This is a genomic window from Albibacterium sp., assembly GCF_035514885.1.
Classification (GTDB): Bacteria; Bacteroidota; Bacteroidia; order Sphingobacteriales; family Sphingobacteriaceae; genus Albibacterium.
On sequence record NZ_DATJCH010000012.1, the window covers coordinates 151,615 to 178,540 of the forward strand.

The following is a 26,926-nucleotide window of genomic DNA, read 5'->3' on the forward strand; positions in this document are numbered from 1 at the left end:
TTTAGATATCACTTTGTTTAATAGGTATTTTTACAATAAACTCAGAGCCCTCTCCAAGTGTTGAATTAAGGGTAATCTCACCTTGATGCTTTAGCACAGTTTGATGTACAATCGACAAACCAAGACCTGTTCCTTCTCCAACATCTTTGGTTGTAAAGAAAGGATCAAAGATTTTATTTCGGATACTCTCATCAATACCGTCACCGTTGTCCTTTATTGTAATGTAGACAAAATCCTCTTCCTGATAAGTGCTAACTTCTAATTCTGCACCCGGTTTGTTGCCAAATTTCTTTTTTAAAGCATAAGATGCATTCGTTAATAAGTTCAGGAATACTTGATTAAGCTTACCCGCATAACACTCTACAAGAGGTAGCTTGCCATAATTTGTTTTTAAATTGATAGTATCCTTCAATGAGCTATCAAGAATCACCAAAGTTGATTGCATTCCCAAGTTAATATCTGCCAATTTTAAATCATCTTCATCAACGCGCGAGAAGATGCGTAAGCTCTTCACAATACCTGCAGTTCTATTGGCACCTTCCTCAATCCCCATTAAAAGAGATTGGATTTCTTCTTTTACATATTCAATTTCTAAATCTTCTTTAATTTTTTCTATTTCATCCTTTTTGTCAAAGAAAGGAGAAGGGGATAGACCAATACGTTCTAATTCTCCAAGAGCTTGAAAAACCTGATCCAAATCCCTTCTCAGAGGTGTTACGCTAGCCGTAACGAAGTTAATAGGGTTATTGATTTCATGCGCAATACCGGCAGTTAACATACCCAGAGAAGCCAGCTTCTCAGTTTCGATCAGCTGTGTTTGTGCTAGCTTTAGATCCCGTAAAGACTTCTCAAGATTATCGTTTGATTTAACCAAATCAATGGTTCTGGCGTTTACTTCCTTTTCAAGAAAAACATTCTGTTCTTTGATAATTCTTTCGTTCTCTTTTAAAGTTTCTAAAGCCTGTGCCTGCGAATCTTCTTTTTCTTTTCGATAGGTATTTATTTCATCCGCAAGAGCGAAAGAAAGTAATACAATCTGAATAATGGATCCCAACATCAAGATATAGGGAGAATATACGCTATAAGGGATAATAATTGTGAAATTCGTCAGTACAAAAATGATAATACATACAAAGAATAAAGCAAATGCTATTAAGAAAAATTTAGCAGGCTTATAATTCATTCGCATGATAACAAAGGCAATATACATAGCATATATAGCACCTGCCAAGGCAATAAGCTGAAGTATTTTTACTCCAATGACATTGAACCCAGACATCCCCAGAATTGTTGCCCCGATACATAAGAAAATATAGATATTAATACCTTTATCCAGTTTGGGAGTAAACGAACGTGTATGTAAAAAACTCTTGATAAAAAAGGCTGTTGATAAACCAGATAGCATAGGCACTAGAAAGGTGCTGTTTAATGCTAAAAAGGGACTGTCAGGCCATAGGTATTTGAATGCAAAACCGTGAAAGTTTATTTGAACTAAACCAACACATAATATGAATAATATGTAATAGATGTAGCTTACGTTTTTTACTGTAAAGTAAATAAAAATATGGTAAAGAGCCATAATAAGGATCATTCCAATGTAGATTCCGATCAGAAAGGACCTGTTCGATTCCCAACGCGATATAGTTAATTCATTACCCACATAAAAAGATGTCTGCAGTTGATCTTTTGATTGGATACTAATGTAAAAGTCGCGTGAGGTATCATAGGGTATCGTTACTGGGAAAATAAAATTAGGGCTTTCCCTGAAGCGATCTTCATACGGTTTATATTCCCCTAAATCTCTACTTTTCCATTCACCAGATGTATCATCTCTCGTATAAAGGCTAATCTTATCAATAGAAGGCTGAGATGCCATTAAAAAGAGATCCTCATCTTTCGTTTGGTTCTTAATCTGAAATTTAATCCAAACTTTGTAATCTGTAATTCCGTAATTGAGATTGGAATCGTTATCTAACAGGAAGGGTTTATCAACAATCTCATTAATTGTTAATTCTCGTGTTTTGTCAATATATACACTAACACCTTTGTTAATCCCTAAAAGCTCTTTATTATTATCAAAAATATAATTGACTATACCATCCCTGGCATAACTAATATTGCTATTGAGAAGCAGCAAAATTAGGAGTAAATAATATTTTTTAATAATCATATTTTCTTCACCAAGTTAGGTATCTTTAAATTGTATTCAACTTCAAAAGTTCCTTTTGGTCCTTTTTCCATTATGAATTGATGAAAATTTTCCCGAAGAGAAAGAATTTTCTCTCTTTCTGTAGGATCGGCAGTGCTTAAATCATAAATATTTCTTAACCTCATTGCAGTAGCAATCAGATCATCTTTCGGATAGAAAAAGAGACCCTTATCTCCCAAAGACTCTTCAACAACTGCACCCACTCGTTTACCCATTCTAACAGTAATGGGTGCGCAAAGAACAAAAATGCTTTTTAAAGATAGCTGCGATGCGATGGCAGCTCCCACACGAGATAAAATGTAACTCCCGATACCCATTCCTGCAACCTCTCTCGAATTCCAAAGACCACATAGCTCACAAGTTCCACCCGATAGCTGATCTTCTTTCACCATCTCGTAAATTCCATTATCATATTTACCCAAGGCATCTTCTATGGGTAAACTATATTGGCCGGTAACAACCTGTAGTCTTGCGCCGCCGTATACAATTTTTGTTTTCGGGTCCTCAACTAAAATAACATTGGTATTATAGTCATCTACCCATTCTTGTCTATTGGAGGTAATTTTGGTTATACCAAAGATTTCAAGTAGTTTTTTATGACCAACAATAAATTTCTCACAAGCTTCTGGATCATCCGGGGCTCTGAAGGTTCTTATCTGAATCATTTTAGAAAAGGTTATGAGGGTTGATTTACCTTATTATTACTTGCTACTACCAATTCGTCAAAATCTACGAAATATCTTCCCGAATCTTTAAAATGATTCAATAAAATCCGTCTGCAAGTATCTGTTACCATCGCTCCACCCAAAGTTACAGCTGATGCTAATTGCGGCCAGCCTACAATTGTTTTGTTCATATTAGCTAAAGACTGTTTCATCTTTGTGGAAACATTTTCGATTCCGATGATTTGAGCCAAAAAAGATATCTTTTGTTCCACAGCCAAGTCTGCAAATTTAGCAATTAATTCTTCAGGTGTTAAATTTTCAAGCTCTTTTGTTCTTCCATGAAATATTGGTCTACTTGGTTCTAAATCAAATCGTTCCACATCCAGCATTCCCCGGTCATTCGTGTCCATTACGACTGGTATTTGGTGCTTTTTAGCCATAATTCTACTTAGCACTTTGATTTCCAAGCCATCACATTCTTCTACCAAAATATCAATGGCGCCATTATCTCTAAAGAACTTATCAATGTTATTGATCGTTAATCCTTCAGTAAAACAAGTTACCTCAATAAAAGGATCTAATTCGGCAATTTGTCGCGCGGCAATTATTACCTTGCTCATTCCCAAATCCTGTACGCCAACTCTTAGCCGGTTCATATTGCTTAACTCAATATCGTCAAAGTCGGCTAAATGCAGTGCACCAATGGTGCGTTCCATTGCAAGCGTAAGTGCAATACTTTGTCCTACCGATAAGCCGATAATGCCAATCTTCTTTCCTTTCAACAGTTCAATTTCTTCTGGCGTAATCTTATACATATTCCTGTTGGTTCGCACTTTAATAAATTCCTCTTTATCTAATAAGTGGACTAAATTATTTGACCATGGATAGTATACCCAAACGCCATATTTGCTTAAATCCTGCGATTTAATATGATCTTTTACTAAATCATCCATCTCATCCTTGTTTAATCTTTTTCCTGGATTCGACAGTTTTATGAGCTCCGTAAGTTGACTATATATTGTATCGTACTGTATTATGTTATTATTTGAACGAAGCAGCTCTTGAAATGCTTCGTAGTCGTTAGAATCATTCAATCTGTAAAACAGAGGCTTATAGTTTGAATTTAGGTTATTAGTCATTCGTGAACGTATAAAAGGGTTTAGTATGAATAAAGATACTTTCTTTTTGGGAAATAAGGAGCTAATATTGAACATATTAATTTTGAAATAATAGCTCTTTGATAGAAATCGGCAACCTATCGAAAAAGTTTTTTGTGAAAAACACTATTTTAGTATTAACTTTATTGGATATAACTATTAAGTAGGGAAATTTATGGCAGAGAAGGCAATATCAATATTATATGTGGATGATGAGATGATTAATCTGTTATCCTTTCGGGCTGTTTATCGATCCAAGTATAATATCCTTACAGCTATTAGTGGCGAGGAAGGCCTAGAGATCCTGGATAAAAACGAAGTGCATATTGTTATTACCGATCAACGTATGCCCAATATGACCGGAGTTGAGTTTCTTGAAAAGGTCATTGAAAAGCATCCGGCCCCTATGCGAATACTTTTAACTGGTTATACAGATATGTCTGCTATTATAGCGGCAGTTAATAAAGGAAACATCTATCATTACTTAAATAAGCCTTGGGATGATAAAGAAATGGCAAGGATTATTGAAGAAGCCTACGATGTTTATCTTAAAAAAATTGAAATCATGAATGAAAATAAGGAACTCTCAATTACCAATTCTCAGCTAGAGTTTCTGCTTCGTCAAAAACTGCTCTCTTAAAAAATATAAGTAAGGTCTTATTTCTGATGCATGTTACCTTTAGCAATAAGGGCTTTATAACTTTGCTCGTTTTCAAAATAGGCTACTTCTCCATGGTCTCCGACCAAGACAATATAGGCATCCGCTTTATCTACCCCTTTTAACGTGTATAAATCAATCGAAGTGCGTGTTGCTTTCTCTTTGGGTATGCGTTTTTGACACAATTCACAACTGGCATAATATGTTTTTCCTTCAAAAGTCACCGCCGTCTGTGGTGCGCCCATATAGATGTTGGTGACCATACAAACTTCGTTGTTTGGGACATGATCGCCTATTTGAGGAACACTTGTTGCCTGTTCTGTAGATGCTTCGCTACCTTTATTGCCAAAATTACAAGCAGTTAAAATTACCGATGTTAATATAGCGATACTGAAATATTTTATTTTACTTATCATATCCATTCTTCAAATTTAAGCTTTTCCATTATTCAATTATACTCCATTCGCTAAAATATAAACTCTCCGAGAATGACTTCTATCTCGATTTATTCAAACAGGGACCAAACAGGGACCAAACAGGGGCAAGACTCGCATTTTGCCCCTGTCTGAACCTTGGTTGATCCTTGTTCAACCCTTGTCTGATTTGTTTATGAGTAAAGGAATGGTTATCTTAAGGGTTGATCAATTTAAGAATAAGGCTATGGCAAGGTTGAAAAATGGAATAAACGGTTCGATATCGGGTAAGGTTGGTAGTGTGATTGGTAGCAGCTGGAGAGGAATCGATTACATTAAGAGTTTACCCAGGAGGAGAAAACCAGTAACTGAAAATGAATTGAAAAGTCGGTTCAGGTTTGCGCTTTCGCAAGCATGGTTGAGTCCGCTGTTGTTATTTGTCAGGGTTGGGTTTAAGGGTTATACAGAGACCTTTGAAGGTTTTGCGGCAGCGAAATCCTATCTGTCTAAAAATGCTTTTGAAGGAGAAGGTTTTGAAACCACCGTAAATCCTGCTTTAATGAAAGTGAGCTATGGCGACTTACCTTTATCGAAAGATATAAGGTTTGAGAAGATCAGCGATACAGAGCTAATTTTTAAATGGAATACAGAGATACCTCGTGGTGCTCATCCGGATGATCAGGTGATGCTATTGGCGTATAATGTTAAGGAGGAGGATGAGCCAAATAGCGGAGATGCGGTTTTTAATCTCACAGGCCAGTTTAGAAAAGTAGGAAGCGATACGCTTAGTATAATACCAGATAGCTATAATCCGAATTTGACCTATCACATTTATGTGGCTTTTTCTGCATTCGACAGAAGTAGTCAATCGGATAGCGTTTATTTAGGGACAGTTGAAATATAATTGATTTAAGAATGTAGTTACTTGGGTTTAGCACGTTCGTATTGAATTGGCCATTCCATATCTTCGTTTAGTTTTTGTGCAAAACTTAAAGGTAAATGGGGATTGCGTAAAGATTCTCGGGCAAATAAAATCATATCGGCTTTTCCATCCTGTAAAATTTGTTCAGCTTGTTCAGCATCGGTAATTAATCCAACTGCCCCCGTTAATATATTGGCGTTCTTTCTTACTTCTTCCGCAAGGGGGGATTGGTAGCCTGGAACCAGTGGGATTTTTACGCCCGTGATGACTCCTCCGGATGAGCAATCAATTAAATCAACTCCAATTGTCTTTAATATTTTACTCAGATTTATGGAATCTTCAATCTGCCATCCATTTTCAACCCAATCTGTAGCAGATATGCGTACAAAGAGGGGGTAGCTTGGTGGCCAAACTTCACGGATGGCTTTTATTACTTCTAAAAGTAGCCTGATTCTGTTTTCGAAGGATCCTCCGTACTCATCTTCGCGTTTATTGCTTAGGGGTGATAAGAATTCGTTGATTAAATAGCCATGAGCAGCGTGGATTTCGATCAATTTGAAACCCGCATTTAAAGCGCGTTTAGCAGCAGCTTGAAAGCTATCGATAATCTTTTTTATTCCTTCAGTGTCTAAAACTGTTGGTATGCGGTCTGTCTCTTGAAATGCTATTGCACTGGGAGCGAGGGTTTGCCATCCACCTTCTTCCAACGAAAGTTGTGTTCTGCCATTCCAGGGAGAGGAACAACTTGCCTTTCGGCCTGCGTGCGACAGCTGAATACCGGCAACTGATCCCTGCTGATGAATAAAGTCAGTTATCTTTTTTAGCCCGGTTATGTGTTCATCTTTCCAGATCCCCAGATCTTCAGGTGAAATCCTACCTTCAGGTGTTACTGAGGTAGCTTCTGTAATAACTAATGCGGCACCGCCTACTGCACGACTTCCAAGATGAACCAAGTGCCAGTCGTTAGCAAAACCATCCTGAGAAGAATATTGACACATAGGAGAAACAACGATTCTGTTTTTGAATGTTATTTCTCCTATGCTAAGTGGACTAAATAGTATTGACATGCATTAAATATAAAGATTATATTTAAGATTCGGTCTGGTTATTACTCGGATTAAGTTGGATAGGCAAGGTAAATTTTACGCGGACGGGTCTTGTGTTTTGTATACCAGGATTCCATTTTGGTGCGTTCTCTAATAAGCGTTTTGCCTCTTCAAAGGTTCCATAGCCAGGATCTCGTAGGCTATTTATATTTGATAAGGAGCCATCTTTTTCTACAATAAAGCTAACAAGTATTCTAACATTAGAGTTACTACCATTTGCTGGAAAGGCCTCTTTTGAAAATTCGGCATTTTCACCTATGTACTTATAGAATTCATTTAATCCACCGATTGGTTGAGGGGGTACTTCAACAGATGTAAAAACTCTTGAAGTATCTTCTTGTAAAGAAGGTATGTTGTTTTCTTCTACATAGTTTAGCTGTGAAATTGCACTCTTGTTTATAACTGCGAGAGATTGCGGATCTTCTTGAATCGATTTGCTGGATTGAAATGTAAAGGCAAGTAACATGATAGGAATCAATAATGAAAATCGTATCAAAACTGATTTCTTTGATTTGTTTTTGAATAGCATCATAACTCTGTTCTTTAAGAATGGCTTGTTAAAAAAATTGTTCATTATAGAATGTACAGGAGTTGAAAAAGCATGGCTTACCAATAGATTGGCATAGTTTATTCTATCATCGTTAGATTGAGTAGCTTTTTCATCCGCAATGTATTCATGATTGAGTTTGACAGACCGGAGCAGTAAATAGACAATAGGGTTGAACCAGTTGATAATCTGAATAAGTTCAAAGAATAAGACATCAAGACTATGGTATTCCTGGGAGTGAATATCCTCGTGTGCTACAATTTTGGTATATCCATCCATATCCGGATCAACTCTTACGATACTAAGAAACGAATAAGCATCGCCCGAAGAAGGTTTGTTTAAGTTCTTTTGAAAGATAAATATTCGATACAATAACCAAATAACAGATAGTATGCAGCCAATAATATAAATAAGAGTTAATAACGAAAGAGTACTTTCTGAGCTACTTTGTACTGTAGCTTCGGGATTGATTTCTGCAAGGGGGAGTGTTATAGAAAGAGGGAGTACGGTGGAGAGTAATTCGGAGCTGGCTTTGAATATTTTTAGGTCTAAGAGGGGAGCGAGGAAGGAAAATAGTGCCCCGCTTATCAAATACACTCTGTTTAACTGAAAGAATGTTTCTTTTCTTAAAAAGAACCAGTAGAACCCGTAAAATATTACCAGGTAGGCATTTGCCCATAATAGATATTCCATAGCTTTAAGATTTAGTATTTACTTCTTTTTTGCTTCTTCAATTATTTTTAGGATTTCATCCATTTCTTTGATATCCAACTTTTCTTTTTTAAGAAAGAAGGATAGCATGTTTTGTGTAGAGTTATCGAAATAGGAAGATATCAGCTTGCCTGATGCAAAGGTTTTGTAAGCATCTTTTGTTACTAGAGGATAGTAGCGATGGCTTTTTCCAAAGCTTTCATGACCGACAAAACCTTTGGTTTCTAAGATTCTAATGATGGTAGATACCGTGTTATAAGCAGGTTTAGGTTCAGGGAGCTCTTTAATGATATCTTTTACAAAAGCTTTTTCTAATACCCATAGCTTTTGCATAATCTCTTCCTCTGCTCTTGTTAATTCTTTGATTTCCATGTTGTGTTTCATATGTAAACAATCTGACCTTTAGTGGTCAGGTTTTATATAATCAAATGTAAGACTAATTTTCTAGTTTATCAACTAATTTGTTAGTTATAATTATAGATGCTTCTCTTTATGTATATTTGCAGGCAAAATAATTGTTAATGACAGATTTAGAAGTGGCTGAAAGGGCAAAGAAAAAAAAGCTTTTTAAAGATAGAAAGCGAACTAATATATTAAGTGTTCCGGAACAAAAGTTTATATCCTTTTTGGTTTCGAGGATTCCCTCTTATATAACACCTAATAAACTTACGGCTATCGGTTTGTTTGGGTCTTTGCTGGTTATGCTTGGTTTTATATTGGCATATTATGGCAGTCAGTTTTACCTTTTATTAGGTGTAGTAGGGCTTTTCGTAAATTGGTTTGGAGATTCATTGGATGGTAGAATTGCCTATTTCAGGAATATTCCTAGAAAATGGTATGGCTTTTCGCTTGATATTATCATGGATTGGGTGGGAACCGTATTAATAGGTATGGGTTATTTCTTTTATGCCAAAGATGGTTATGAGGTGTTTGCCTTTCTGTTTGTAGTGCTTTATGGTTGGGCAATGATTATATCGCAGCTTCGATACCGGATTACCGATGTTTATACAATCGATGCCGGTTTAATGGGTCCTACAGAGATACGAATTATAATAGCCATCATGATTTTGATTGAGTTGGCCTTTTTTAATACCATCCATTTCTTTGTTGCCGGTATTTGCGTTATTCTCTTTATTATTAACATTATTGATACCCGTAAGCTTTTGAAGTTGGGTGATGAGCGTGATATCGCAGATAGGAAGGCTAAGGAATTAAATTAGTTTGTTTTGAATAAGAAATCTTCCTTTCTGGTTTTTATAAAGGCTCAAGCGTCAGCTTTTATCGGAGGATTGGTTGATTATTCAATCATGATAGTGTGCACGGAGCTGGCTCATATTCACTATACTGTCTCAATTTTGATTAGTGGTTTGATTGGTGCGGTTGTTAATTTTATGATTAATAGATATTGGACCTACCAGGCAGATAAGATAGAAGTGAAGGGACAGCTATTAAAATTTATTGCAGTAGTAATCGGCAGTATTCTTTTAAAGTCTTCGGGTACATATTTATTTACCAATTGGCTGAAGGTCGATTATAAAATAAGCCGAGTTATAACCGATATTCTGGTTTCGCTCGGCTTCAATTATACATTGCAGACCTACTGGGTGTTTAGAAAAGGAGAAGCCCTGAAATAACTATTCATTTTTTGACTGAATAGCCATTGTTAATAAAAACGACGACTCTTCATAAGCTAAAACGCTATGAGGTATCCCAGCATGTAATGTCAGCATTTGTCCTTCACTTAATTCAGCGGTGCGTTGTTCTGTACGAAAGTTAATTCGACCGCTTAATACCTGAACACTGATTATACCGGGTGCAGTATGTGTTTTCATTTCGGAACCTGCATGGAGAGCAATTAAAACAACGCGCATACTATCTGATTTAAATAGAGTAATGGCTGTTCTTTCACCTTCTTTCCAGGTCTTTTCATCTTTTATTTTTTCTCTGAATTCCGACAGATCCATTATTACCATTTGAGCGTCTAGCAGACGGTCTCCTTCTGGTCTTAATGGGGTAGCCTGATTGTATTTTATTTTATCGTATTCGGCCTCTGTATCATCATCTGTATCTGTTTCTTGAAAAGGGTTTGGATTTTCACGGAGTGCCTGAACCATTTCATCGGCAAGCTTGTCGGCATAAACACCGTATCCGTTTACTAATGTACCTTTTACGTTATGTTTATCTGAAGAGATGGCATACACAATGGCTTCATCCCCAGGATCAGACATACCTTCAAAACGATAATGTTTGTCTACAACAAACTCGTCCGGATAGATTTGTAGAGAATTTTGATGACAAACGAGGCAGTTATCATTCAGATTAAAATCTACAGTATATCCTCTTTCCTTTAATACATTCAATACCTCTGAAACGGTGGTCATTGTTTTCATAAACAGTTTTTCTATTAATAACCAATGGAAATGGCTAAATGTTTTTAGTTCTAATAATTCGGTGTTAATGTAAAGATATTAAAGATAAATATTAACTTCGTTAGTAACCTAATCAATAATCATTATGAGTAAATCTTTTAAAAATGTATTTGCAGCGATTGCTTTTCTTGCAGTCCCTTTTTTATTTGCGCAGAAGAGCCAGGCTCAAGGACTAGATAGCATTAAGGTAGTTGCACCAGGTGCTGCTGTGAAAGAAATTTCCAATCAGTTTTCTTTTACAGAGGGTCCGGCGATCAGTAAAAACGGTGATATCTATTTTACAGATCAGCCGAATGATAAAATATGGAAATATTCTACTGATGGACAATTATCAGTTTTTATGGAGAATTCAGGTCGTTCGAATGGATTGTTTTTTGACCGGAAAGGCAATTTGATTTCTTGTGCCGATGAGAAGAATGAACTATGGTCCATTAGCCCGGATAAGAAAGTTACAGTATTATTAACTGACTTTAAAGGTGATAAGCTGAATGGTCCGAATGATTTGTGGGTTGACTTTAAAGGTGGCATTTATTTTACAGATCCTTATTATCAACGAAATTATTGGGCAAAAGATGCATCGAGGGTTGATGGAGAGAAAGTTTATTATTTACCAAAAGGTTCTAAAGAACCGATTGTAGTAGATAGCACCATAATTAAACCGAATGGCATCGTGGGTTCTGCTGATGGTAAATATTTATTTGTTGCTGATATCAAAGATAATAAGACCTATAAATACCAAATTAATAAAGATGGAACTTTAAGCAATCGGCAGCTTTTTGTTAATCAAGGTTCGGATGGAATAACTTTGGATAATGAGGGTAATTTGTATTTAACCGGACGAGGCGTTACCATATATGATAAAAATGGTAAACTGTTAGGAAATATCCCCGTTACAGATGCATGGGTTGCTAATGTGTCTTTTGCAGGAAAAGATCGTAAAACATTATTTGTAACAGCCTCTAAAGGTGTTTATACCTTGCAGATGAATGTTAAAGGTATTGAATAATTTTTTTGATTTAAAAGAGAGCATTCATGCTCTCTTTTAAATCAAAATGTGTTGCTTAGAGATGCTTGAGAACTTTGGCTTCATGTGAGAAGATAATCTCTTCCGCAATGTTTGTGATTTGATCACCTACGCGTTCAAGCTTTCTTATAATGGATAAGAAATTCAATCCTGCTTCTATCTTTGATATATCTGAACCAATATATTCTGTTATGTTTTTAGTCGCCAGCATATTGATTTCGTTTAAGATTTCATCTTTTTTGAAGATGGTGCGTGCAAGTTTGGTGTCTTCTTTAATATATGCCTGAAGAACATCTTTCATGATTTCAATAACAACATCATACATCTCCTGAATATCGGAAGCCTTTAAAAGTTCTTTGTCGAACGCATTTTCCTCACTGAGTATATGCTTACAGATACCTTCAGCGAGATCTCCGATTCGCTCCAGATTCGTATTGATTTTTAGAGTTGCAAGGACTGTACGCAGGTCGCTGGCTACAGGGCTATACAGTGCGAATAGGTCTTCACAATCACTATCGATCTTCAACTCCATGGAGTTAACGCGCTTTTCGTTTGCTATTACTTCTCTTGCCAGGTCTTTATCGTTTGCCGCTAAAGCTTTATAAGCCTTTTCTATTTGAGACTGTACTAAGATCCACATGGCTGTGGTACTCTTTTTCAATTGCTCAAGTTCTCTATCTAAGTGTATCATATTCTGTAATTATGGATTAACCAAATCGACCGGTAATGTAGTTCTCTGTTTCTATTCTTGCCGGATTTGTAAAGATCTTTTCAGTTAAATCATATTCAATCAATTCTCCCATATAAAAATACGCAGTTTTATCACTAATCCGAGCAGCTTGTTGCATATTATGCGTAACGATTACGATGGTATAGTTATCTTTTAATGTATGTATCAGTTCTTCAATTTTGGTAGTAGATAGTGGATCGAGGGCCGACGCAGGTTCATCCATTAATAAAATGGATGGTTTAACTGCAATGGCACGAGCAATACAAAGACGCTGTTGTTGTCCGCCTGAGATTGCTATGGCTGATTTGTGGAGACTGTCTTTTACTTCATTCCACAAAGCTGCTTGTTTTAAAGCATACTCAACGGTATCTTCTATATAGGACTTTGATTTTTCCCCGTTAATCCGTAGTCCAAAAGCAACGTTTTCAAATATTGATTTTGGAAAGGGATTGGGTTTTTGGAAAACCATTCCCACTTTCTTGCGGTATTCGTAAACATCGATTTCATTTTTGTAGATATCTACATTGTCGATCAATACCTCACCATCGATTTTTACTCCTTCAATAAGGTCGTTCATTCGGTTGAAACAACGTAAAAAGGTGGATTTTCCACAACCGGATGGACCAATAAATGCAGTAACGGTATTTGCTGACATTTGAATAGAAACATCTTTTAAAGCTTGTTTCTGACCGTAAAACAGATTTAAACCTCTGCTTTCCAGCTTATATTCGGGGTTGAGTTCTTTTACAGATTTGTTTTTTTGTACCATTTGTTCCTTAAATAGATAGCGATCCCATTTAATATAAATGTAAATAATAATAACACAATAATGCCGGCTGCAGCATTTATAATGAATCCCTGCTGTGGTCTGGATGTCCAGTTAAAAATTTGAATAGGTAGCGAGGTATATTGATCTAATGGCCCTTCTGGGATAAAAGGAACATAGGCCAATGCGCCTACTACGATTAAGGGAGCTGTTTCACCGATGGCTCTGGAGGTTGAAAGGATAATCCCCGTCATGATTCCTCCAAAAGATGCAGGCAGTACTATTCTACGGATGGTTTGCCATTTTGTAGCCCCTAAGCCTAATGCTGCCTGCCGTAAAGAATCTGGAACGGCTTTAATAGCTTCGCGGGTTGATACAATGATGATGGGCATAATTAGTAGGGACAGGGTTAGTGATCCTGCAAGGATGCTGTTTCCGAGTCCAGCCATACGTACGAATACCTGTAAGCCTAAGATACCATAAATAACCGATGGAACGCCGGCCAGGTTTGAAATATTGATTTCTACAAATCTCGTAAGTCTGTTCTTTTTACCATATTCTTGCAAATAGATCCCTGCCATAATGCCAATTGGCAAAGCAATGATCAATGTAAAGAGAAGCAAAGCAACCATGCCGGCTAAAGCTGTATAAATACCTGATTCTTCCGGATGCCTTGAAGGTAGATTGGTGAAAAATGACCAGTTGAGACGAGTTGCTCCTTTGATAGTTATGTCGATCAATAAAACGGCTAACATAATTAAAGCGAACGCTGTACAAGCGATGGCATAGATCCGAAAGATTCTGTCTTTCATCTTGATAGAGAAGAGGGGCTTTCTAGTCATAGCGGTTTTGATATTTCTTTTGAATCCAGAAAGAGATATTATTAAGGATAAAGGTGAATGCGAACAGCGTAATACCAGCAGCAAAAATAGTTCTGTACTCTAGAGAATCCTGTGGTACATCACCCATACTTACCTGTACGATATAAGTTGTAATGGTTTCAACAGACTTAAGCGGGTTGAGCGTTAGGTTGGGTTGCTGACCTGCTGCAATAGCTACAATCATGGTTTCTCCTAATGCCCTTGAAATAGCCAGAATGATGGATACGATGATTCCTGAACTGGCTGCGGGAACCATTACTTTGAAAGCTGTCTGAAGTTTGTTTGCACCTAATCCATAGGAAGCTTCTCTCAATGATTTTGGAACCGCACGTAAGGCATCTTCACTTAATGAGGTAATGTAAGGGATGATCATAATTCCCATAACGATACCCGGTGAAAGTGCGTTAAAGCCCGACAGGCTAGGTATGAAGGTTTGCAGAAGAGGTGTTACAAACTGTAAAGCAAAGAAGCCATAAACAACCGTTGGTATAGCGGCTAATATTTCCAGAATTGGTTTAACTGCTGCAGTAAATTTCTTGGATGCATATTCGTTTAAATATACGGCGATGCTAATTCCGACAGGTACTGCAACGATTGTAGCGATTATAGTTGTTAAGATGGTTCCTGTAAGAAGAGGAAGGATTCCGAAATGCTTATCTGCGAAAAGCGGAGTCCATTGTGTATCGGTAATAAAGCTAAAGAAGGATACCTCTGCAAAGAATTTTATCGTATCGATTGAAAGGACGAGAATGATGCCAAGAGTAGTAAGAACTGAGATCAGACTGCAGGCAATCATGAGTAGTTCAATAAATTTCTCGGATTTTATAGATGATTTAGCCATTCCTTTATTGTGCGTCTTCGTGTAATAAATTTAGGAGATTTGCTCCTACAATGGATGTGTTTTCAAAAATAGAACCTGTTTTTTTATTTTTGAATCTTTCATAAGACAATTTATAAACTTCTGAAGGTAAAGCCACTGAGCCAATTTCTTCTGCTAAAGCTGCTGCATTTTCCAGGTAGAATTTTACATAATCCTGAACATAGGGTATTTCTGCTGACTTTACATTAATATATATAAATTCAGGACGTGCTAATGGTTGGTAAGCGCCGGTTCTAACGGTTTCATCTGTTGGGTAGATTGCTTCACTATCCTCATCTACTTTGATTGGAACAAGTTTTAATTTGTCTTTATTTTCAGTGTAGTAAGCTAATCCAAAGTATGCCAAACCATTCACATCGGTAGATACTCCTTGTACCAGCACATTATCATCTTCACTTGCTGTATAATCACCTCTGGAAGCTTTTGCTTTTCCATTAATAGCTTCGGTAAAATAGTCATATGTTCCGGACGATGTACCTGCTCCATAAAGATTAAGTGGTGCATCTGGCCATTCAGGTCGGATCTGATTCCAACGGGTAATTTTTTGTTGACTTTCCGGTGCCCACATTTTGTGAAGTTCTTCAACAGTTAAGTAGTCGACAAATGTGTTGTTTGGACTTATAACTACCGCTAAGCCGTCATAAGATACGGGGATTTCGATAAATCCGATATTGTTTTGTTTGCTTAGTTCAATTTCACTTTTGCTTATCGGACGAGAGGCGTTGCTAATATCTGTTTCACTTCTTAGAAATTTTTTAAAACCTCCTCCGGTTCCTGAGACACCGACAGTAACGCGTATCTGTGGACGTATGTCACGAAATTCTTCTGATACGGCTTCTGTTAAAGGATATACCGTGCTGGAGCCATCGATGTTGATCTTCCCTTCGTAGCTCTTAAAGCACGATGAGAACAATAGGAGCATGGTTGCCAGCGAAATAAATCTATACATATTATGAAATAGGATTTAATACGGTGCAAAGATATTAAGGTAATGTATACCGTGGGTTATGGATATGTTAACTTAATGTTAACAATACCCATATAGATAAGTTTTCCTTAAAAGTATTTTAAGGTCTCGCGGAAGAATTATAAGCAGTTAAACCCTGTTCTATGCATATCAAGGCTTTTCTTAAATCGTCTTGATTAATTACATAGGCTAGTCTTACTTCTTTCAGGCCCATGCCGGGTGTGCTGTAAAATCCTGAGGCAGGAGCCATCATAACCGTTTCATTATTATAGTCGAATTCCTCCAGCATCCATTGACAGAATTTTTCAGTATCATCAACCGGTAATTCGGCTACAATATAGAAGGCTCCGCCAGGAACTGAACAACGCACACCTGGTATCTTATTTAGTCCGTTGGCAAGAAGATCTCTGCGTTGAGTATATTCTTTTTTAACTTCAGTGAAATAACTATCAGGGGTGTCTACTGCTGCTTCTCCGGCTATTTGTGCAACCAAAGGAGCACTTAAGCGAGCTTGGGCAAATTTTAAACCTGCTTTATAGATAGCTTTGTTTTTAGTGATTAAACAGCCTAGACGTGCTCCGCAAGCACTATAGCGCTTTGAAACACTATCTATAATCACCACATTTTCATCAAATCCTTGTAGATTTAGAGGTGAAATAAACTCTCGGCCATCGTAGCAGAATTCGCGGTATGCTTCATCCGAAAATAGAAATAAATCGTATTTTAAGCAAAGATCACGTAATGATTCTAGTTCCTCTTTGGAATATAAATAGCCTGTTGGATTATTGGGATTGCAAATGAAGATAGCTTTTGTCTTTTCTGTAATTACCTTCTCGAATTCTGAGATAGAAGGCAGTGCGAAGTTATCGTTCATCTCCGATAGAAGAGGTTTAACGACAATGTTAGCCATGCAAGCGAATCCGCTGTAATTGGCATAAAAAGGCTCCGGAATAATAATCTCATCACCACTGTTTAAACAGGTTTGCATGGCAATGGTGATTGCTTCTGATGCACCATTGGTAACCAGGATGTCATTCGCAGTTATGTTGTAATTAAGCTTATTATAATATTGAGCTAATTTGTTTCGGTAAGACAGAATCCCTTCTGAAGGAGTGTATGCCCAAACTTTGAAGTCTATGCTTTTTATGGCATCAATCATTCCCTTCGGCGTTTCAATATCTGGTTGCCCAATATTTAGATGATATACTTTCTTTCCTTTTTGTTTAGCTGATTCAGCATAAGGAGTTAATTTGCGGATTGGAGATGCTGGCATATCATAGCCCTTCTGCGATGTTTTAGGCATTGTTGGTATTGGAGTTTATAGGTTATTTGTTTAATTGCTATTTGTTTGAGTATAAAAAAAAGGCTGAATGAATAAAATCAAACAGCCTTTTGTATTAATTTTATTCTTTAGTTCTTTTGGACCACACCCTTAATATATAATGCTTTAACAGGTGTTTTCGCATTGGAGCGAATGGTTACCATTTTAGAGAAAGGACTCGCCGCGGAGGCATCAAAAGTTACTTTTATTTTTCCTTGTGCACCCGGTTGCACAGGGGCTGTAGTAAATTCAGGAACTGTGCATCCACAGGTAGATTCAACTTTGCTGATAATAAGTGGTTCTGTTCCTGTATTCGTAAATTTAAACTCATAGCTTACCGGTGTTCCCTGAACAATCTTTCCAAAATCATGCGTTTCGTGTTCGAATTTAAATTCTGCTTTATTTTGTAGAGTCAAGGAAGTTAAACCCATGAATGATAGGGCAAGAACCAAAACTGAGATTATTTTTTTCATCGTTTTCCAATTTATATCGTTGATTATAGAACGATATTGTTTAATTGTATCCATTAAATCAAAAGTACGTAAAATAATGTGTTTAAAACAATGGAATAGTTGTTAAATTAATCGTTTCGATATTTTATTCTGATAAAATCGCGCTAATTGATATATAATTCTGACTTTAAAGCTCTTTCTCCATTTATTATATTTTTTTTATCTTTGAGTTTTTACTGATTTCTATTGAGTTTACACCAACGCTATGTCAGAAACCATGAAACTATTTTCTAAGGTCGAATTAAGCTATAATGAATTTAAAAGTCAGTTAATCGCTGATTACAGGATAGCATTTGAAAGCCGACAAATTAGTATAATTGGAAGAAGGGAGGTTCTGACGGGTAAGGCGAAGTTCGGTATTTTCGGTGATGGGAAGGAGTTGGCTCAGATTGCAATGGCCAAAGTTTTTAGAGACGGAGATTGGCGCTCAGGCTATTACCGTGATCAAACCTTCGCATTTGCTTCTGGAATAACAGATTACCATAAATTTTTCGCACAGCTTTATGCTCATCCTGATATAGATGTAGAACCTGCTTCTGGTGGGCGGCAGATGAATTGTCATTTTTCTACTCAAATCATAGATGCAAACGGTAATTGGCTGGATCATACACAGCAGAAAAATTCTTCGTCGGATGTTTCAACTACGGGTGGACAAATGCCTCGTTTAGTTGGTCTGGCTCAAGCATCCAAGATATATAGGGATCGGGAGGATTTGCAACATATGACTACCTTTTCAAATATGGGTAATGAGGTTGCATTTGGCACGATCGGTAATGCGTCTACGTCAGAAGGAGTGTTTTTTGAAACATTGAATGCAGCGGGTGTTATGCAGATACCAATGGCTATTTCAATCTGGGATGATGGATATGGTATATCGGTTCCCAATGAAATTCAAACCACTAAAGAAGATATATCAGAGATATTAAAAGGGCTGCAGAGAGATGAGAAGGGAGAAGGTTTTGAAATTTTTAAGGTGCGAGGCTGGGATTATCCTGCTTTGGTTGCTACCTATGAGAGGGCCATTCAGGTTTGTAGAGAAAAGCATATTCCTGTAATGATTCATGTAACTGAAATGACTCAGCCTCAGGGGCATTCGACTTCCGGATCGCATGAACGTTATAAAACGAAAGAGCGTCTGGAATGGGAGCGTGAATTTGATTGCATCAGTAAAATGCGTAGTTGGATGCTTGAAACGCAAGTTTGTTCTAATGAGGAGCTTGAAGAACTTGAAAAGGAGTCTAAAGATAAAATTAAAACGATTCAACAGCAGGTCTGGAAAGACTATCTTGCTGTATTTGCAACAGAAAAAGAAGAAGCGATTAAGCTTGTATACGATTTGAATAATGAACAGGCATATAAGTTGGCTGAAGAGTTAAGGTTGATGTACGAACCAAGTCTGAAAGATATATATGGACTTGTTCGCAAGGCTTTGCGGATCGTACGAAAGGAAGATTCGACTGCAAAGAGCCGTTTGTTAAGATGGTATGAAAGACATCAGGAAGTCAATACAGATCGTTTTCATTCAAAGGTGTTTACTGAAAGTATTGAGGGTGTTGAGTATATAACGGAAACAGCTGTAGAGTATCCTGCTGAGGTTAATTTAGTTGATGGCAGAGAGATTTTAAATGCTTGTTTCATCGCTAACTTTGAAAGAGATGCAAGAATTCTTGCCTTTGGTGAGGATGTGGGTGCGATTGGTGATGTGAACCAAGGCTTTGCCGGTTTACAATTAAGGTTTGGAGAGGAACGTGTTTTTGATACGGGTATTCGGGAAAATACAATTATCGGACAAGGTATTGGTTTGGCATTAAGAGGTTTAAAACCGATCGCTGAGATTCAATATTTAGACTATATACTTTATGCGATTACTGCTTTAAGTGATGATTTAGCGTCGTTAAGTTATCGTACCAAGGGTGGGCAGAAAGCACCGGTTATCGTTCGTACGAGAGGTCATAGGTTGGAAGGTATCTGGCATTCAGGGTCGCCGATGGCTATGCTTCTGGATACGCTTCGCGGAATGCATATTTGTGTACCGAGGAATATGACGCAGGCTGCTGGAATGTATAATGTATTGCTTAGGTCTGATGAACCTGCACTGGTCATTGAAAGCTTGAATGGCTATCGCCTGAAAGAGCCCTTACCGGAGAATGTGGGTGAATTTACCGTTCCTTTGGGTGTGGCGGAGATCATGAAAGCCGGATCGGATGTTACGGTAGTTTCTTATGGATCAACCTTAAGGATTGTTGAAGCAGCTGCTGAAGAACTAGAAGGGCTAGGAATTTCTATCGAGATTATTGACCCTCAAACATTACAACCTTTTGATATTAGAAATACCTGCGGAAAGTCACTGAGTAAAACAAATAGACTTCTAATAGTGGATGAAGATATGCCAGGTGGTGCTTCGGCCTTTATTCTTCAGCAGATATTGGAAGAACAAAAAGGTTATTTTCATTTAGATGGTCAACCTCGTACATTAACTGCAAAAGCTCACCGGCCTCCTTATGGTTCGGATGGTGATTATTTCACAAAACCGTCTGTAGATGATGTTGTTGAAGCAGTTTATGCTATTATGAATGAGGCGAATCCGGAAAAGTATCCAACTATATTTTAGATAAATTTCATCATGAGTAAATATAAATTAGGAGACTTCGTGCGCCTTGTAGAAGAAGATGCAGAAGGCCATATTACTGCCATTTTGAATGATGGAATGATTGCAGTTACCGGAGAAGACGGTTTTGAAATCCCTGTACCGGAAACAAAGGTAACTTTGGTTTATGGAAAAATGGATACTGAAGAGGATAGGAGGACAGAGGTTGTTGAGGTTCCTGAAACTGAATTCAAGAATGAAGGGATATATTTGGCAATAACAGGTGATCAGAAGCAGGGGGTGGTGGAGTTTTTTATTGTTAATGAAAGTTCGTATCAGTTGATGCTCGGCATGAATATAAAAAAGGCTGATCAGATAAAAGGAGAATTCAGTGGTCAGGTTGCACCTCATAATGCTGAAAGAGTTTATACTGCTAATGCTTCCTCTGTTGGAAACTGGCCGGTATTTAATTTTCAGTTTCTTTTCTTTTCGAAGAATTTACTTGATATTAAAAAACCATTGGTCTGTAATAAGAAAATCAGGCCGGTTGATTTGTCGACTTCTAAAAAAGAGGTTTCTCTTCTTGGAATGAAAGCTTGGGTATTTCGCTTAGATGAAGATGAAGCGAAAATAGATACTGAAAAATTACAGGAGCATTTCTTTTCTCACCGTCCGAATAAAAAATAACTTTATTATTGATGATTTTCTGATCAATTAATCAAAATGATTACTTTTCCGAATGCTAAAATAAATTTAGGTCTACAGGTCTTGAGGAAGCGGTCGGATGGCTATCATGATATAGAGACAGTTTTGTATCCTATTCCCATATATGATGCATTAGAAATTGTTGAAGCTTCTGGTTTTCAGATTTTTGTTTCTGGAATTCCAATCCCAAATGAAGGTGATAATATATGTAGCAGGGTTTTTAAACTGTTAGCGGATATTTATAAGCTGTCACCTGTACATATTTTTTTACATAAAAGAATACCAATCGGAGCAGGTTTGGGCGGTGGTTCGTCTGATGCAGCTTTCCTGATTAAATTAATGAATGATTATTTCAATCTGCAGTTAAGTTCTGATCAGATGATCGATTACGCGCGTACTTTGGGTGCAGATTGTGCTTTTTTTATTAATAATAAGAGTGTCTTTGCAGAAGGGATTGGGGATCGGTTTTCAGAACTGGAAATAGACCTTTCAGCTTATCATTTAGTCGTAGTTAAACCTCCTATTCATATTAATACGGCAGAGGCGTATGATGGTGTTTTGTTGACTGAGGGAGGAAGAGGTTTGAAACAGGCAATTCTTAAACCAGTTACTAGCTGGAAAGAGTCTGTGTTCAATGATTTTGAAACTACGATATTCAAAAAATTCCCTGCTATTGGTCAGATAAAGCAAGATTTATATGATGCCGGAGCTGTGTATGCAGCAATGAGCGGAAGTGGCTCTTCGCTTTTTGCTATATTTGAGCATGCTGTTTGTTTGTCGGAATTAGCTAAATCAAACCAAGTGATATATTGTTGATTTTTTAATAATCTTAAAACCAGTCTTTAAAACTAATCTTTGAAATGGAAAATAATTCTTTAAATAATCCTATTTGGGTGATGAGTTCAGCTTTTGATCAGTTAAATCTTGATCAGTTAATTGAAAAGGCTGTGGAGGTAGGTGCACAAGGACTTGACTTATGTGTGTTTAGAAAAGATGGTACCCGGGAGGATCATACTGCTACACATCTTGAATACGAGAATTTTGGGGTTGAAGATGCGAGAAAGCTGATTGATCAGTTTAATCAAAATAAGTTGGGGCTGTCTTTAGGAGCCTTTGAAAATATGATTGGTGGAGATGAAACTGAACGTATTAAAAACCAGAACCATTTATTGAAATTAATTCGAATTGCCTATCTGTTGGGTGGAGATGAGAATAATGTAAAGGTGGGAACCTTTGTTGGTTATAATCATGAGCTGGGAAATCAAGAGAATGGTTTCCAAAAGAATTTGGATGAATATTATCGGGTATTTAAGCCGATCATAAAATATGCAGAGGATTTGGGAGTGACAGTGATGTACGAAAACTGTCCGATGGAGGGTTGGCGTTCACCTGGTTTTACGAATACATTCAATAATTTACCGGGTGTTTTAGCCGCTAGGAAATTAATGTACGCGATGATACCAAGTAAGGCTCATGGAGAGATATATGATCCTTCTCATGATGTTTGGCAAAATACCGATCCAGTTGATGTAATTGCTAATAGTGATATTGATCGTATACATCGTATCCATGTTAAAACAACCCGAAATATTAAGAGTAAGGCGCGCACCGATTGGGGTGGAATGTATCCGATGCAAAATGTTAATGAAGATTTAGCATTGAAAGCTAATGTATCAGTACCTCAAAATAGCTGGGATCGTCATCATTACGAGGCAATGTTGCCTGGTTTTGGTGGATCTGATAGTATGGATTGGCGCGCTTTTGTTGATATATTAAAGGAAAAAGGTTTTGTAGGTGCTTTCGAAATTGAGAATGAAGCGTTGAATTCGAAGGGTACAGGTAATCTTACTGCAATTACGCAAGGATATGAGGCGGCTATCAATTTCTTACGTCCTATGTTATGGGATTTAAGACAAGACGGCTATCAGTTTAATAGCTACCATGCACTTAATCAAACACAAAGAAAGGATATTGCTGTGGCTGATATAAAAGGATTGAAATAAATTTTTATAAAACAAAACCTTTTAAAGCGTGTTGATCTTATTATGAAAAGTGATATAAAAATGAAAACAGCATTAAAAAAATCATTAAATAAAAATAAGATGAGTAAGAATTCAAGTTTATTAGGATTTGCTTTGGCAGGTATGGCGGCTGGTGCTGCTGCATGGTATTTATTTGGTACTAAAGATGGGCGTAAAAACCTGAGTAAAGCGATTGATGGTATTAACGAACTATCTAGCACTCTCAAGGAAAAAGCCAGCGAAGGGTTAGAATGCGCATCTGAATTTGCTGAAAAAGCAAAGGATAAGGCCAAGCGAAAGTTTGAAGAAGGTAAAAGTAAATTTTCTGATATCTCCGATCAGGTATCTGATGTTGCTGATGAAGCTAAGAAAAAGGGAAATCGTTTAAAGGATGATGCGGAAGATCTTAGTAGAAGAGCTGCTCGGGGTGCAGAAGATTTGGCAACTGATGCAAAGAGTAAGTTCAAAGACAATTTATAATATTATTCTTTAATTCATTAGTCACTAAAGAGACCGAATCGTATCTTTGATGTTAATGAGTTTTTTAGAACAGGTACGATATTTAGTCTATAAAGAAATGCTGTTGGAGTGGCGTTCAAAATACGCCTTCAACAGCATTTTACTTTATGTAGTTTCAACAGTTTTTGTTTGTTACCAAGCTTTTCGAAGTGTTGATGGGGCTGTGTGGAATGCGTTATTCTGGATTATACTGCTTTTTGCCTCTATTAATGCTATTTCAAAAAGCTTTGTGCAGGAAAGTAGAGGAAGGCAGCTATACTACTATACGTTAGTTAGTCCGAATGCGGTTATTTTTTCTAAAATAATTTATAACATCGCTTTGATGTTAGTGCTTTCCCTGATAGCCTTACTTACTTATTCTGTAATCTTTAGAAATCCAATTGGAGATCCTTTTCTTTACTTAGTTTCGGTGGTGTTAGGCAGCATCAGTTTTGCTACCGTCTTTACAATGATTTCAGGAATTAGTGCAAAAGCTAATAATAACGGTACATTAATGGCCATATTGAGTTTCCCTGTTATTATCCCTTTGTTGATTGTTTTAATTAAATTATCAAAGAATGCAATGGATGGATTAGACAGGAGTGTCAGCTACGATGAAATCTTTGTATTATTAGCTATAAATGCGATTGTAATTTCCGTTTCTTTATTGTTATTTCCTTACATTTGGAGGGATTGATGAATCTCCCTTTTAAAGGGTAATTCTGTAGAAACGATTATTGATCTCTTAAATATTAATTGATGAAATCCTATTGGTGGAAATTTCTGGGTGCAGCCATCGTGATATATACGATCATAGCTGGTCTATTGGGTGAAGTTCCTGCTTTACCAATCCTACATGAGAGTATTCGTACCGTTTATTTTCATGTTCCGATGTGGTTTGCAATGCTTCTTATGTATTTAATATCGGTTGTTTACAGTATTAAATATTTAGGTTCAGGAAAGCCAGAAGATGATTTTATTGCAGTTGAAAGTGTGAACGTGGGTTTGATATTCTGTCTATTTGGTTTATTGAGCGGAATGTTATGGGCGAATATAACATGGGGAGATCCTTGGCCAAACGATCCTAAATTAAATAGTTCAGCCATAGCTTCCTTAATGTACTTAGCCTATGTTGTTTTGCGGAATTCGCTTGACGAAGAACAAAAGCGCGGTAAAATATCAGCTATCTACAATGTTTTTGCTTTTCCTATTATGATTGTTTTGCTATTTGTTTTACCGAGGCTTACGGATTCTTTACATCCTGGCAATGGAGGCAACCCTGGTTTCAGTGGTTATGATATGACAGGAAGCATGAAATGGGTATTTAGACCTGCTGTTTTGGGATGGATGTTGATCGGTTGTTGGATAATGACGTTAAGATATCGGATAAGAAAATTGGAGTATCATACGGATGAAACTGGTAATTAATTATTGGTTTTAGTTTAATAACTGATTTAATAGATTCAAAATGAAAAAAATATTTCTTTTAATAATAATGAGCTGCTTTAACTTCTTGGTTACGTTTGCTCAATCAAATAACGGCGTTGAAATGGCTACAGGTTTACGTAGTTCAGGAAAAATTTACGTTGTTGTAATTGTGTTGTTGATTATTTTCATAGGTTTTATTATTTATTTATTTACAATAGATAGAAGAATCGGTAAGCTGGAAAATAAAGACAAGAATATCAAATAAGAGTATAATCTAAATTTTTTAATTTTATTATTATGGCTAATCCAATAGCTTTGTCTGACAGCGCGCCTCATTTTTTCAAAGATATATGTGAATTCTTTGATCAGGCTGCTCAATTTACAAAACATGATGCTGGTTTATTAAACCAGATTAAGGCATGTAATAGTGTATATCGTTTTCAATTTCCTGTTCGGCGTGAGAGTGGTAAAATTGAAGTTGTTGATGCCTGGAGGGTACAACATTCTCATCATAAATCGCCTACCAAGGGTGGTATCCGTTATAGCGATATGGTGAATGAGGACGAAGTAATGGCATTGGCAGCATTGATGAGTTATAAATGCGCAGTTGTTAATGTTCCTTTTGGAGGAGCAAAAGGAGGGATCAAAATTAATACAAAGGATTATACGGTTGGTGAGCTTGAGAATATAACCCGTAGGTATACTGTTGAACTAATTAAGAAGAATTTTATTGGTCCTGGTATCGACGTGCCTGCACCTGACTATGGTACAGGTGAGCGGGAAATGAGTTGGATTGCGGATACGTATATAACTATGAATCCGGGTCAATTAGATGCATTGGGTTGTGTAACTGGAAAGCCTTTATCATTAGATGGTATCGCAGGGCGTAAGGGTGCAACCGGACGCGGAGTAGCTATTGCAATTCGCGAGTGTGTAAGTTTTGCTGAGGATATGAAAGCTCTGGGCTTAACACCGGGTATAAAGGGCAAGAAAATTATTGTGCAAGGCTTAGGAAATGTAGGTTATTTCTCATCGAAAGTATTAATGGAATTTGGTGCAATAATCGTTGGAGTTTGTGAATATGATGGAGCACTTTATAATGAGGATGGCTTAGATCCTGATGAGATTTTAGAGCATCGTAAAAATACAGGTAGTATATTGGGATTCCCAGGTGCAAAGGCTGAATTTAAGTCATCTGCTGAAGGATTGGAACAACCTTGTGATATATTAATCCCTGCCGCTTTAGAAAATCAGGTTACTGAAGCGAATATTCAGCGTATTCAGGCGAAAATAATTGCAGAGGGTGCCAACGGACCTACTACTCCGGGAGCTGCTGCAGCATTTATTAAGAATGGTGGTTTAATTATTCCGGATATGTATTGTAATGCTGGAGGTGTTACTGTATCGTATTTTGAATGGCTAAAGAATCTTTCTCATATTGCTTTTGGACGTATGGACAGAAGATACACAGAGACTGCTAATCTGAATATTGTAAATATGGTAGAGGCAGTGACTGGTGGTTCATTAACTGAGGCACAAAGAAAGATTATTGTGAAAGGACCATCGGAAGCAGAATTGGTTAATTCTGGATTGGAGGATACGATGATTCGTTCTTACCATGAAATCCGGGAAGTATTTGTTAGTAATCCGGATATTAAGAGCTTGAGGACATCTGCTTTGGTGAGCTCTATAGATAAAATTGCTGTAGCTTATCAGAATATGGGCATTTGGCCGTAATCTTTATTATCTTTAAAAGGGAAGGCCGGTTTAAGAATTCTTAAACCGGCCT

At 37.1% G+C, this 26,926-nt stretch carries 29 protein-coding genes; 14 read left to right on the plus strand and 15 right to left on the minus strand.

What is annotated here, in order from left to right; translation table 11 throughout:
* Window position 1 precedes the first annotated feature (1 nt).
* The 3 genes from VL047_RS04485 to VL047_RS04495 are packed head-to-tail and all read right to left on the minus strand — an operon-like array spanning window position 2 to window position 4,013.
* Window positions 2-2,170 (minus strand): sensor histidine kinase, encoded by a 2,169-nt coding sequence (locus VL047_RS04485; protein ID WP_325358901.1) that lies wholly within the window; start codon window positions 2,168-2,170, stop codon window positions 2-4.
* Window positions 2,167-2,874, minus strand: a complete 708-nt coding sequence (locus VL047_RS04490) for a hypothetical protein (protein ID WP_325358902.1) — start codon at window positions 2,872-2,874, stop codon at window positions 2,167-2,169. Before VL047_RS04490 ends, VL047_RS04485 begins: the two co-directional genes overlap by 4 nt.
* 11 nt (window positions 2,875-2,885) lie before the next feature.
* Window positions 2,886-4,013, minus strand: coding sequence for a ThiF family adenylyltransferase (locus VL047_RS04495; RefSeq protein ID WP_325358903.1), 1,128 nt, complete (start codon window positions 4,011-4,013; stop codon window positions 2,886-2,888).
* A gap of 193 nt (window positions 4,014-4,206) precedes the next feature.
* On the opposite strand from VL047_RS04495, the gene VL047_RS04500 reads away from it, so the two are divergent.
* Window positions 4,207-4,671, plus strand: a complete 465-nt coding sequence (locus VL047_RS04500) for a response regulator (protein ID WP_325358904.1) — start codon at window positions 4,207-4,209, stop codon at window positions 4,669-4,671.
* Window positions 4,672-4,688: 17 nt separating this feature from the next.
* On the opposite strand, the gene VL047_RS04505 is transcribed toward VL047_RS04500, so the two are convergent.
* Window positions 4,689-5,111 carry a hypothetical protein gene (locus tag VL047_RS04505; protein WP_325358905.1) on the minus strand — a complete coding sequence of 141 codons (423 nt, stop codon included), beginning with the start codon at window positions 5,109-5,111 and terminating at the stop codon, window positions 4,689-4,691.
* A 187-nt stretch (window positions 5,112-5,298) separates the two neighbouring features.
* Between VL047_RS04505 and VL047_RS04510 the strand changes: the two genes are divergently transcribed.
* Window positions 5,299-6,006 carry a DUF6266 family protein gene (locus VL047_RS04510; protein WP_325358906.1) on the plus strand — a complete coding sequence of 236 codons (708 nt, stop codon included), beginning with the start codon at window positions 5,299-5,301 and terminating at the stop codon, window positions 6,004-6,006.
* 17 nt (window positions 6,007-6,023) lie between these two features.
* On the opposite strand, the gene namA is transcribed toward VL047_RS04510, so the two are convergent.
* From namA to VL047_RS04525, 3 genes are read right to left on the minus strand one after another with little or no spacing between them, the layout of a single operon-like run.
* Entirely contained in the window at window positions 6,024-7,091 is a 1,068-nt protein-coding gene (gene namA, locus VL047_RS04515) for an NADPH dehydrogenase NamA (protein WP_325358907.1), read from the minus strand.
* A 22-nt stretch (window positions 7,092-7,113) separates the two neighbouring features.
* Window positions 7,114-8,370, minus strand: coding sequence for a M56 family metallopeptidase (locus VL047_RS04520; RefSeq protein ID WP_325358908.1), 1,257 nt, complete (start codon window positions 8,368-8,370; stop codon window positions 7,114-7,116).
* An 18-nt stretch (window positions 8,371-8,388) separates the two neighbouring features.
* Complete coding sequence (locus VL047_RS04525) at window positions 8,389-8,760, minus strand: BlaI/MecI/CopY family transcriptional regulator (protein ID WP_325359541.1); 372 nt, start codon at window positions 8,758-8,760, stop codon at window positions 8,389-8,391.
* A gap of 149 nt (window positions 8,761-8,909) precedes the next feature.
* Here VL047_RS04525 and VL047_RS04530 point away from each other — a divergent pair, with 149 nt between their 5' ends.
* Entirely contained in the window at window positions 8,910-9,608 is a 699-nt protein-coding gene (locus tag VL047_RS04530) for a CDP-alcohol phosphatidyltransferase family protein (protein ID WP_325358909.1), read from the plus strand.
* Window positions 9,609-9,614: 6 nt separating this feature from the next.
* A complete protein-coding gene (locus VL047_RS04535) occupies window positions 9,615-10,022 on the plus strand; it encodes a GtrA family protein (protein WP_325358910.1) in 408 nt (135 codons plus the stop codon).
* On the opposite strand, the gene VL047_RS04540 is transcribed toward VL047_RS04535, so the two are convergent.
* Window positions 10,023-10,778, minus strand: coding sequence for a cupin domain-containing protein (locus VL047_RS04540; RefSeq protein ID WP_325358911.1), 756 nt, complete (start codon window positions 10,776-10,778; stop codon window positions 10,023-10,025).
* A 124-nt stretch (window positions 10,779-10,902) separates the two neighbouring features.
* Between VL047_RS04540 and VL047_RS04545 the strand changes: the two genes are divergently transcribed.
* Window positions 10,903-11,823, plus strand: coding sequence for an SMP-30/gluconolactonase/LRE family protein (locus VL047_RS04545; RefSeq protein WP_325358912.1), 921 nt, complete (start codon window positions 10,903-10,905; stop codon window positions 11,821-11,823).
* 55 nt (window positions 11,824-11,878) lie between these two features.
* Here VL047_RS04545 and phoU read toward each other — a convergent pair whose 3' ends face one another.
* From phoU to VL047_RS04580, 7 genes are all read right to left on the minus strand, one after another.
* Window positions 11,879-12,532 (minus strand): phosphate signaling complex protein PhoU, encoded by a 654-nt coding sequence (gene phoU, locus VL047_RS04550; protein ID WP_325358913.1) that lies wholly within the window; start codon window positions 12,530-12,532, stop codon window positions 11,879-11,881.
* Between the two features lie 16 nt (window positions 12,533-12,548).
* A complete protein-coding gene (gene pstB, locus VL047_RS04555; protein ID WP_325358914.1) occupies window positions 12,549-13,340 on the minus strand; it encodes a phosphate ABC transporter ATP-binding protein PstB in 792 nt (263 codons plus the stop codon).
* Window positions 13,316-14,149 (minus strand): phosphate ABC transporter permease PstA, encoded by an 834-nt coding sequence (gene pstA, locus VL047_RS04560; RefSeq protein WP_325358915.1) that lies wholly within the window; start codon window positions 14,147-14,149, stop codon window positions 13,316-13,318. Before pstA ends, pstB begins: the two co-directional genes overlap by 25 nt.
* Window positions 14,150-14,171: 22 nt before the next feature.
* Window positions 14,172-15,059, minus strand: coding sequence for a phosphate ABC transporter permease subunit PstC (gene pstC, locus VL047_RS04565; protein WP_325358916.1), 888 nt, complete (start codon window positions 15,057-15,059; stop codon window positions 14,172-14,174).
* 4 nt (window positions 15,060-15,063) lie between these two features.
* Entirely contained in the window at window positions 15,064-16,047 is a 984-nt protein-coding gene (locus tag VL047_RS04570; protein ID WP_325358917.1) for a PstS family phosphate ABC transporter substrate-binding protein, read from the minus strand.
* A 118-nt stretch (window positions 16,048-16,165) separates the two neighbouring features.
* Window positions 16,166-17,368, minus strand: a complete 1,203-nt coding sequence (locus VL047_RS04575; protein ID WP_325358918.1) for a pyridoxal phosphate-dependent aminotransferase — start codon at window positions 17,366-17,368, stop codon at window positions 16,166-16,168.
* Window positions 17,369-17,475: 107 nt separating this feature from the next.
* Entirely contained in the window at window positions 17,476-17,859 is a 384-nt protein-coding gene (locus VL047_RS04580; RefSeq protein WP_325358919.1) for a DUF1573 domain-containing protein, read from the minus strand.
* Between the two features lie 256 nt (window positions 17,860-18,115).
* Between VL047_RS04580 and VL047_RS04585 the strand changes: the two genes are divergently transcribed.
* The 9 genes from VL047_RS04585 (at window position 18,116) to VL047_RS04625 (ending at window position 26,874) form a co-directional block, all read left to right on the plus strand.
* A complete protein-coding gene (locus VL047_RS04585) occupies window positions 18,116-20,509 on the plus strand; it encodes an alpha-ketoacid dehydrogenase subunit alpha/beta (RefSeq protein ID WP_325358920.1) in 2,394 nt (797 codons plus the stop codon).
* A gap of 12 nt (window positions 20,510-20,521) precedes the next feature.
* Window positions 20,522-21,172: a hypothetical protein gene (locus VL047_RS04590; protein WP_325358921.1), complete on the plus strand. Its 651-nt coding sequence runs from the start codon at window positions 20,522-20,524 to the stop codon at window positions 21,170-21,172.
* 36 nt (window positions 21,173-21,208) lie between these two features.
* Window positions 21,209-22,006 carry a 4-(cytidine 5'-diphospho)-2-C-methyl-D-erythritol kinase gene (ispE, locus tag VL047_RS04595; RefSeq protein WP_325358922.1) on the plus strand — a complete coding sequence of 266 codons (798 nt, stop codon included), beginning with the start codon at window positions 21,209-21,211 and terminating at the stop codon, window positions 22,004-22,006.
* Between the two features lie 44 nt (window positions 22,007-22,050).
* Window positions 22,051-23,193 (plus strand): sugar phosphate isomerase/epimerase family protein, encoded by a 1,143-nt coding sequence (locus VL047_RS04600; RefSeq protein WP_325358923.1) that lies wholly within the window; start codon window positions 22,051-22,053, stop codon window positions 23,191-23,193.
* 99 nt (window positions 23,194-23,292) lie between these two features.
* Window positions 23,293-23,691 (plus strand): hypothetical protein, encoded by a 399-nt coding sequence (locus tag VL047_RS04605; RefSeq protein ID WP_325358924.1) that lies wholly within the window; start codon window positions 23,293-23,295, stop codon window positions 23,689-23,691.
* A gap of 55 nt (window positions 23,692-23,746) precedes the next feature.
* The gene (locus VL047_RS04610; RefSeq protein ID WP_325358925.1) at window positions 23,747-24,406 is read left to right on the plus strand and encodes a heme exporter protein CcmB; all 660 of its coding nucleotides are present in this window, start codon (window positions 23,747-23,749) and stop codon (window positions 24,404-24,406) included.
* A 62-nt stretch (window positions 24,407-24,468) separates the two neighbouring features.
* Complete coding sequence (locus VL047_RS04615; protein ID WP_325358926.1) at window positions 24,469-25,137, plus strand: cytochrome c biogenesis protein; 669 nt, start codon at window positions 24,469-24,471, stop codon at window positions 25,135-25,137.
* A 40-nt stretch (window positions 25,138-25,177) separates the two neighbouring features.
* A complete protein-coding gene (locus tag VL047_RS04620) occupies window positions 25,178-25,402 on the plus strand; it encodes a CcmD family protein (RefSeq protein ID WP_325358927.1) in 225 nt (74 codons plus the stop codon).
* Window positions 25,403-25,434: 32 nt separating this feature from the next.
* Window positions 25,435-26,874 carry a Glu/Leu/Phe/Val dehydrogenase gene (locus VL047_RS04625; RefSeq protein WP_325358928.1) on the plus strand — a complete coding sequence of 480 codons (1,440 nt, stop codon included), beginning with the start codon at window positions 25,435-25,437 and terminating at the stop codon, window positions 26,872-26,874.
* The last annotated feature ends 52 nt before the right edge of the window (window positions 26,875-26,926 follow it).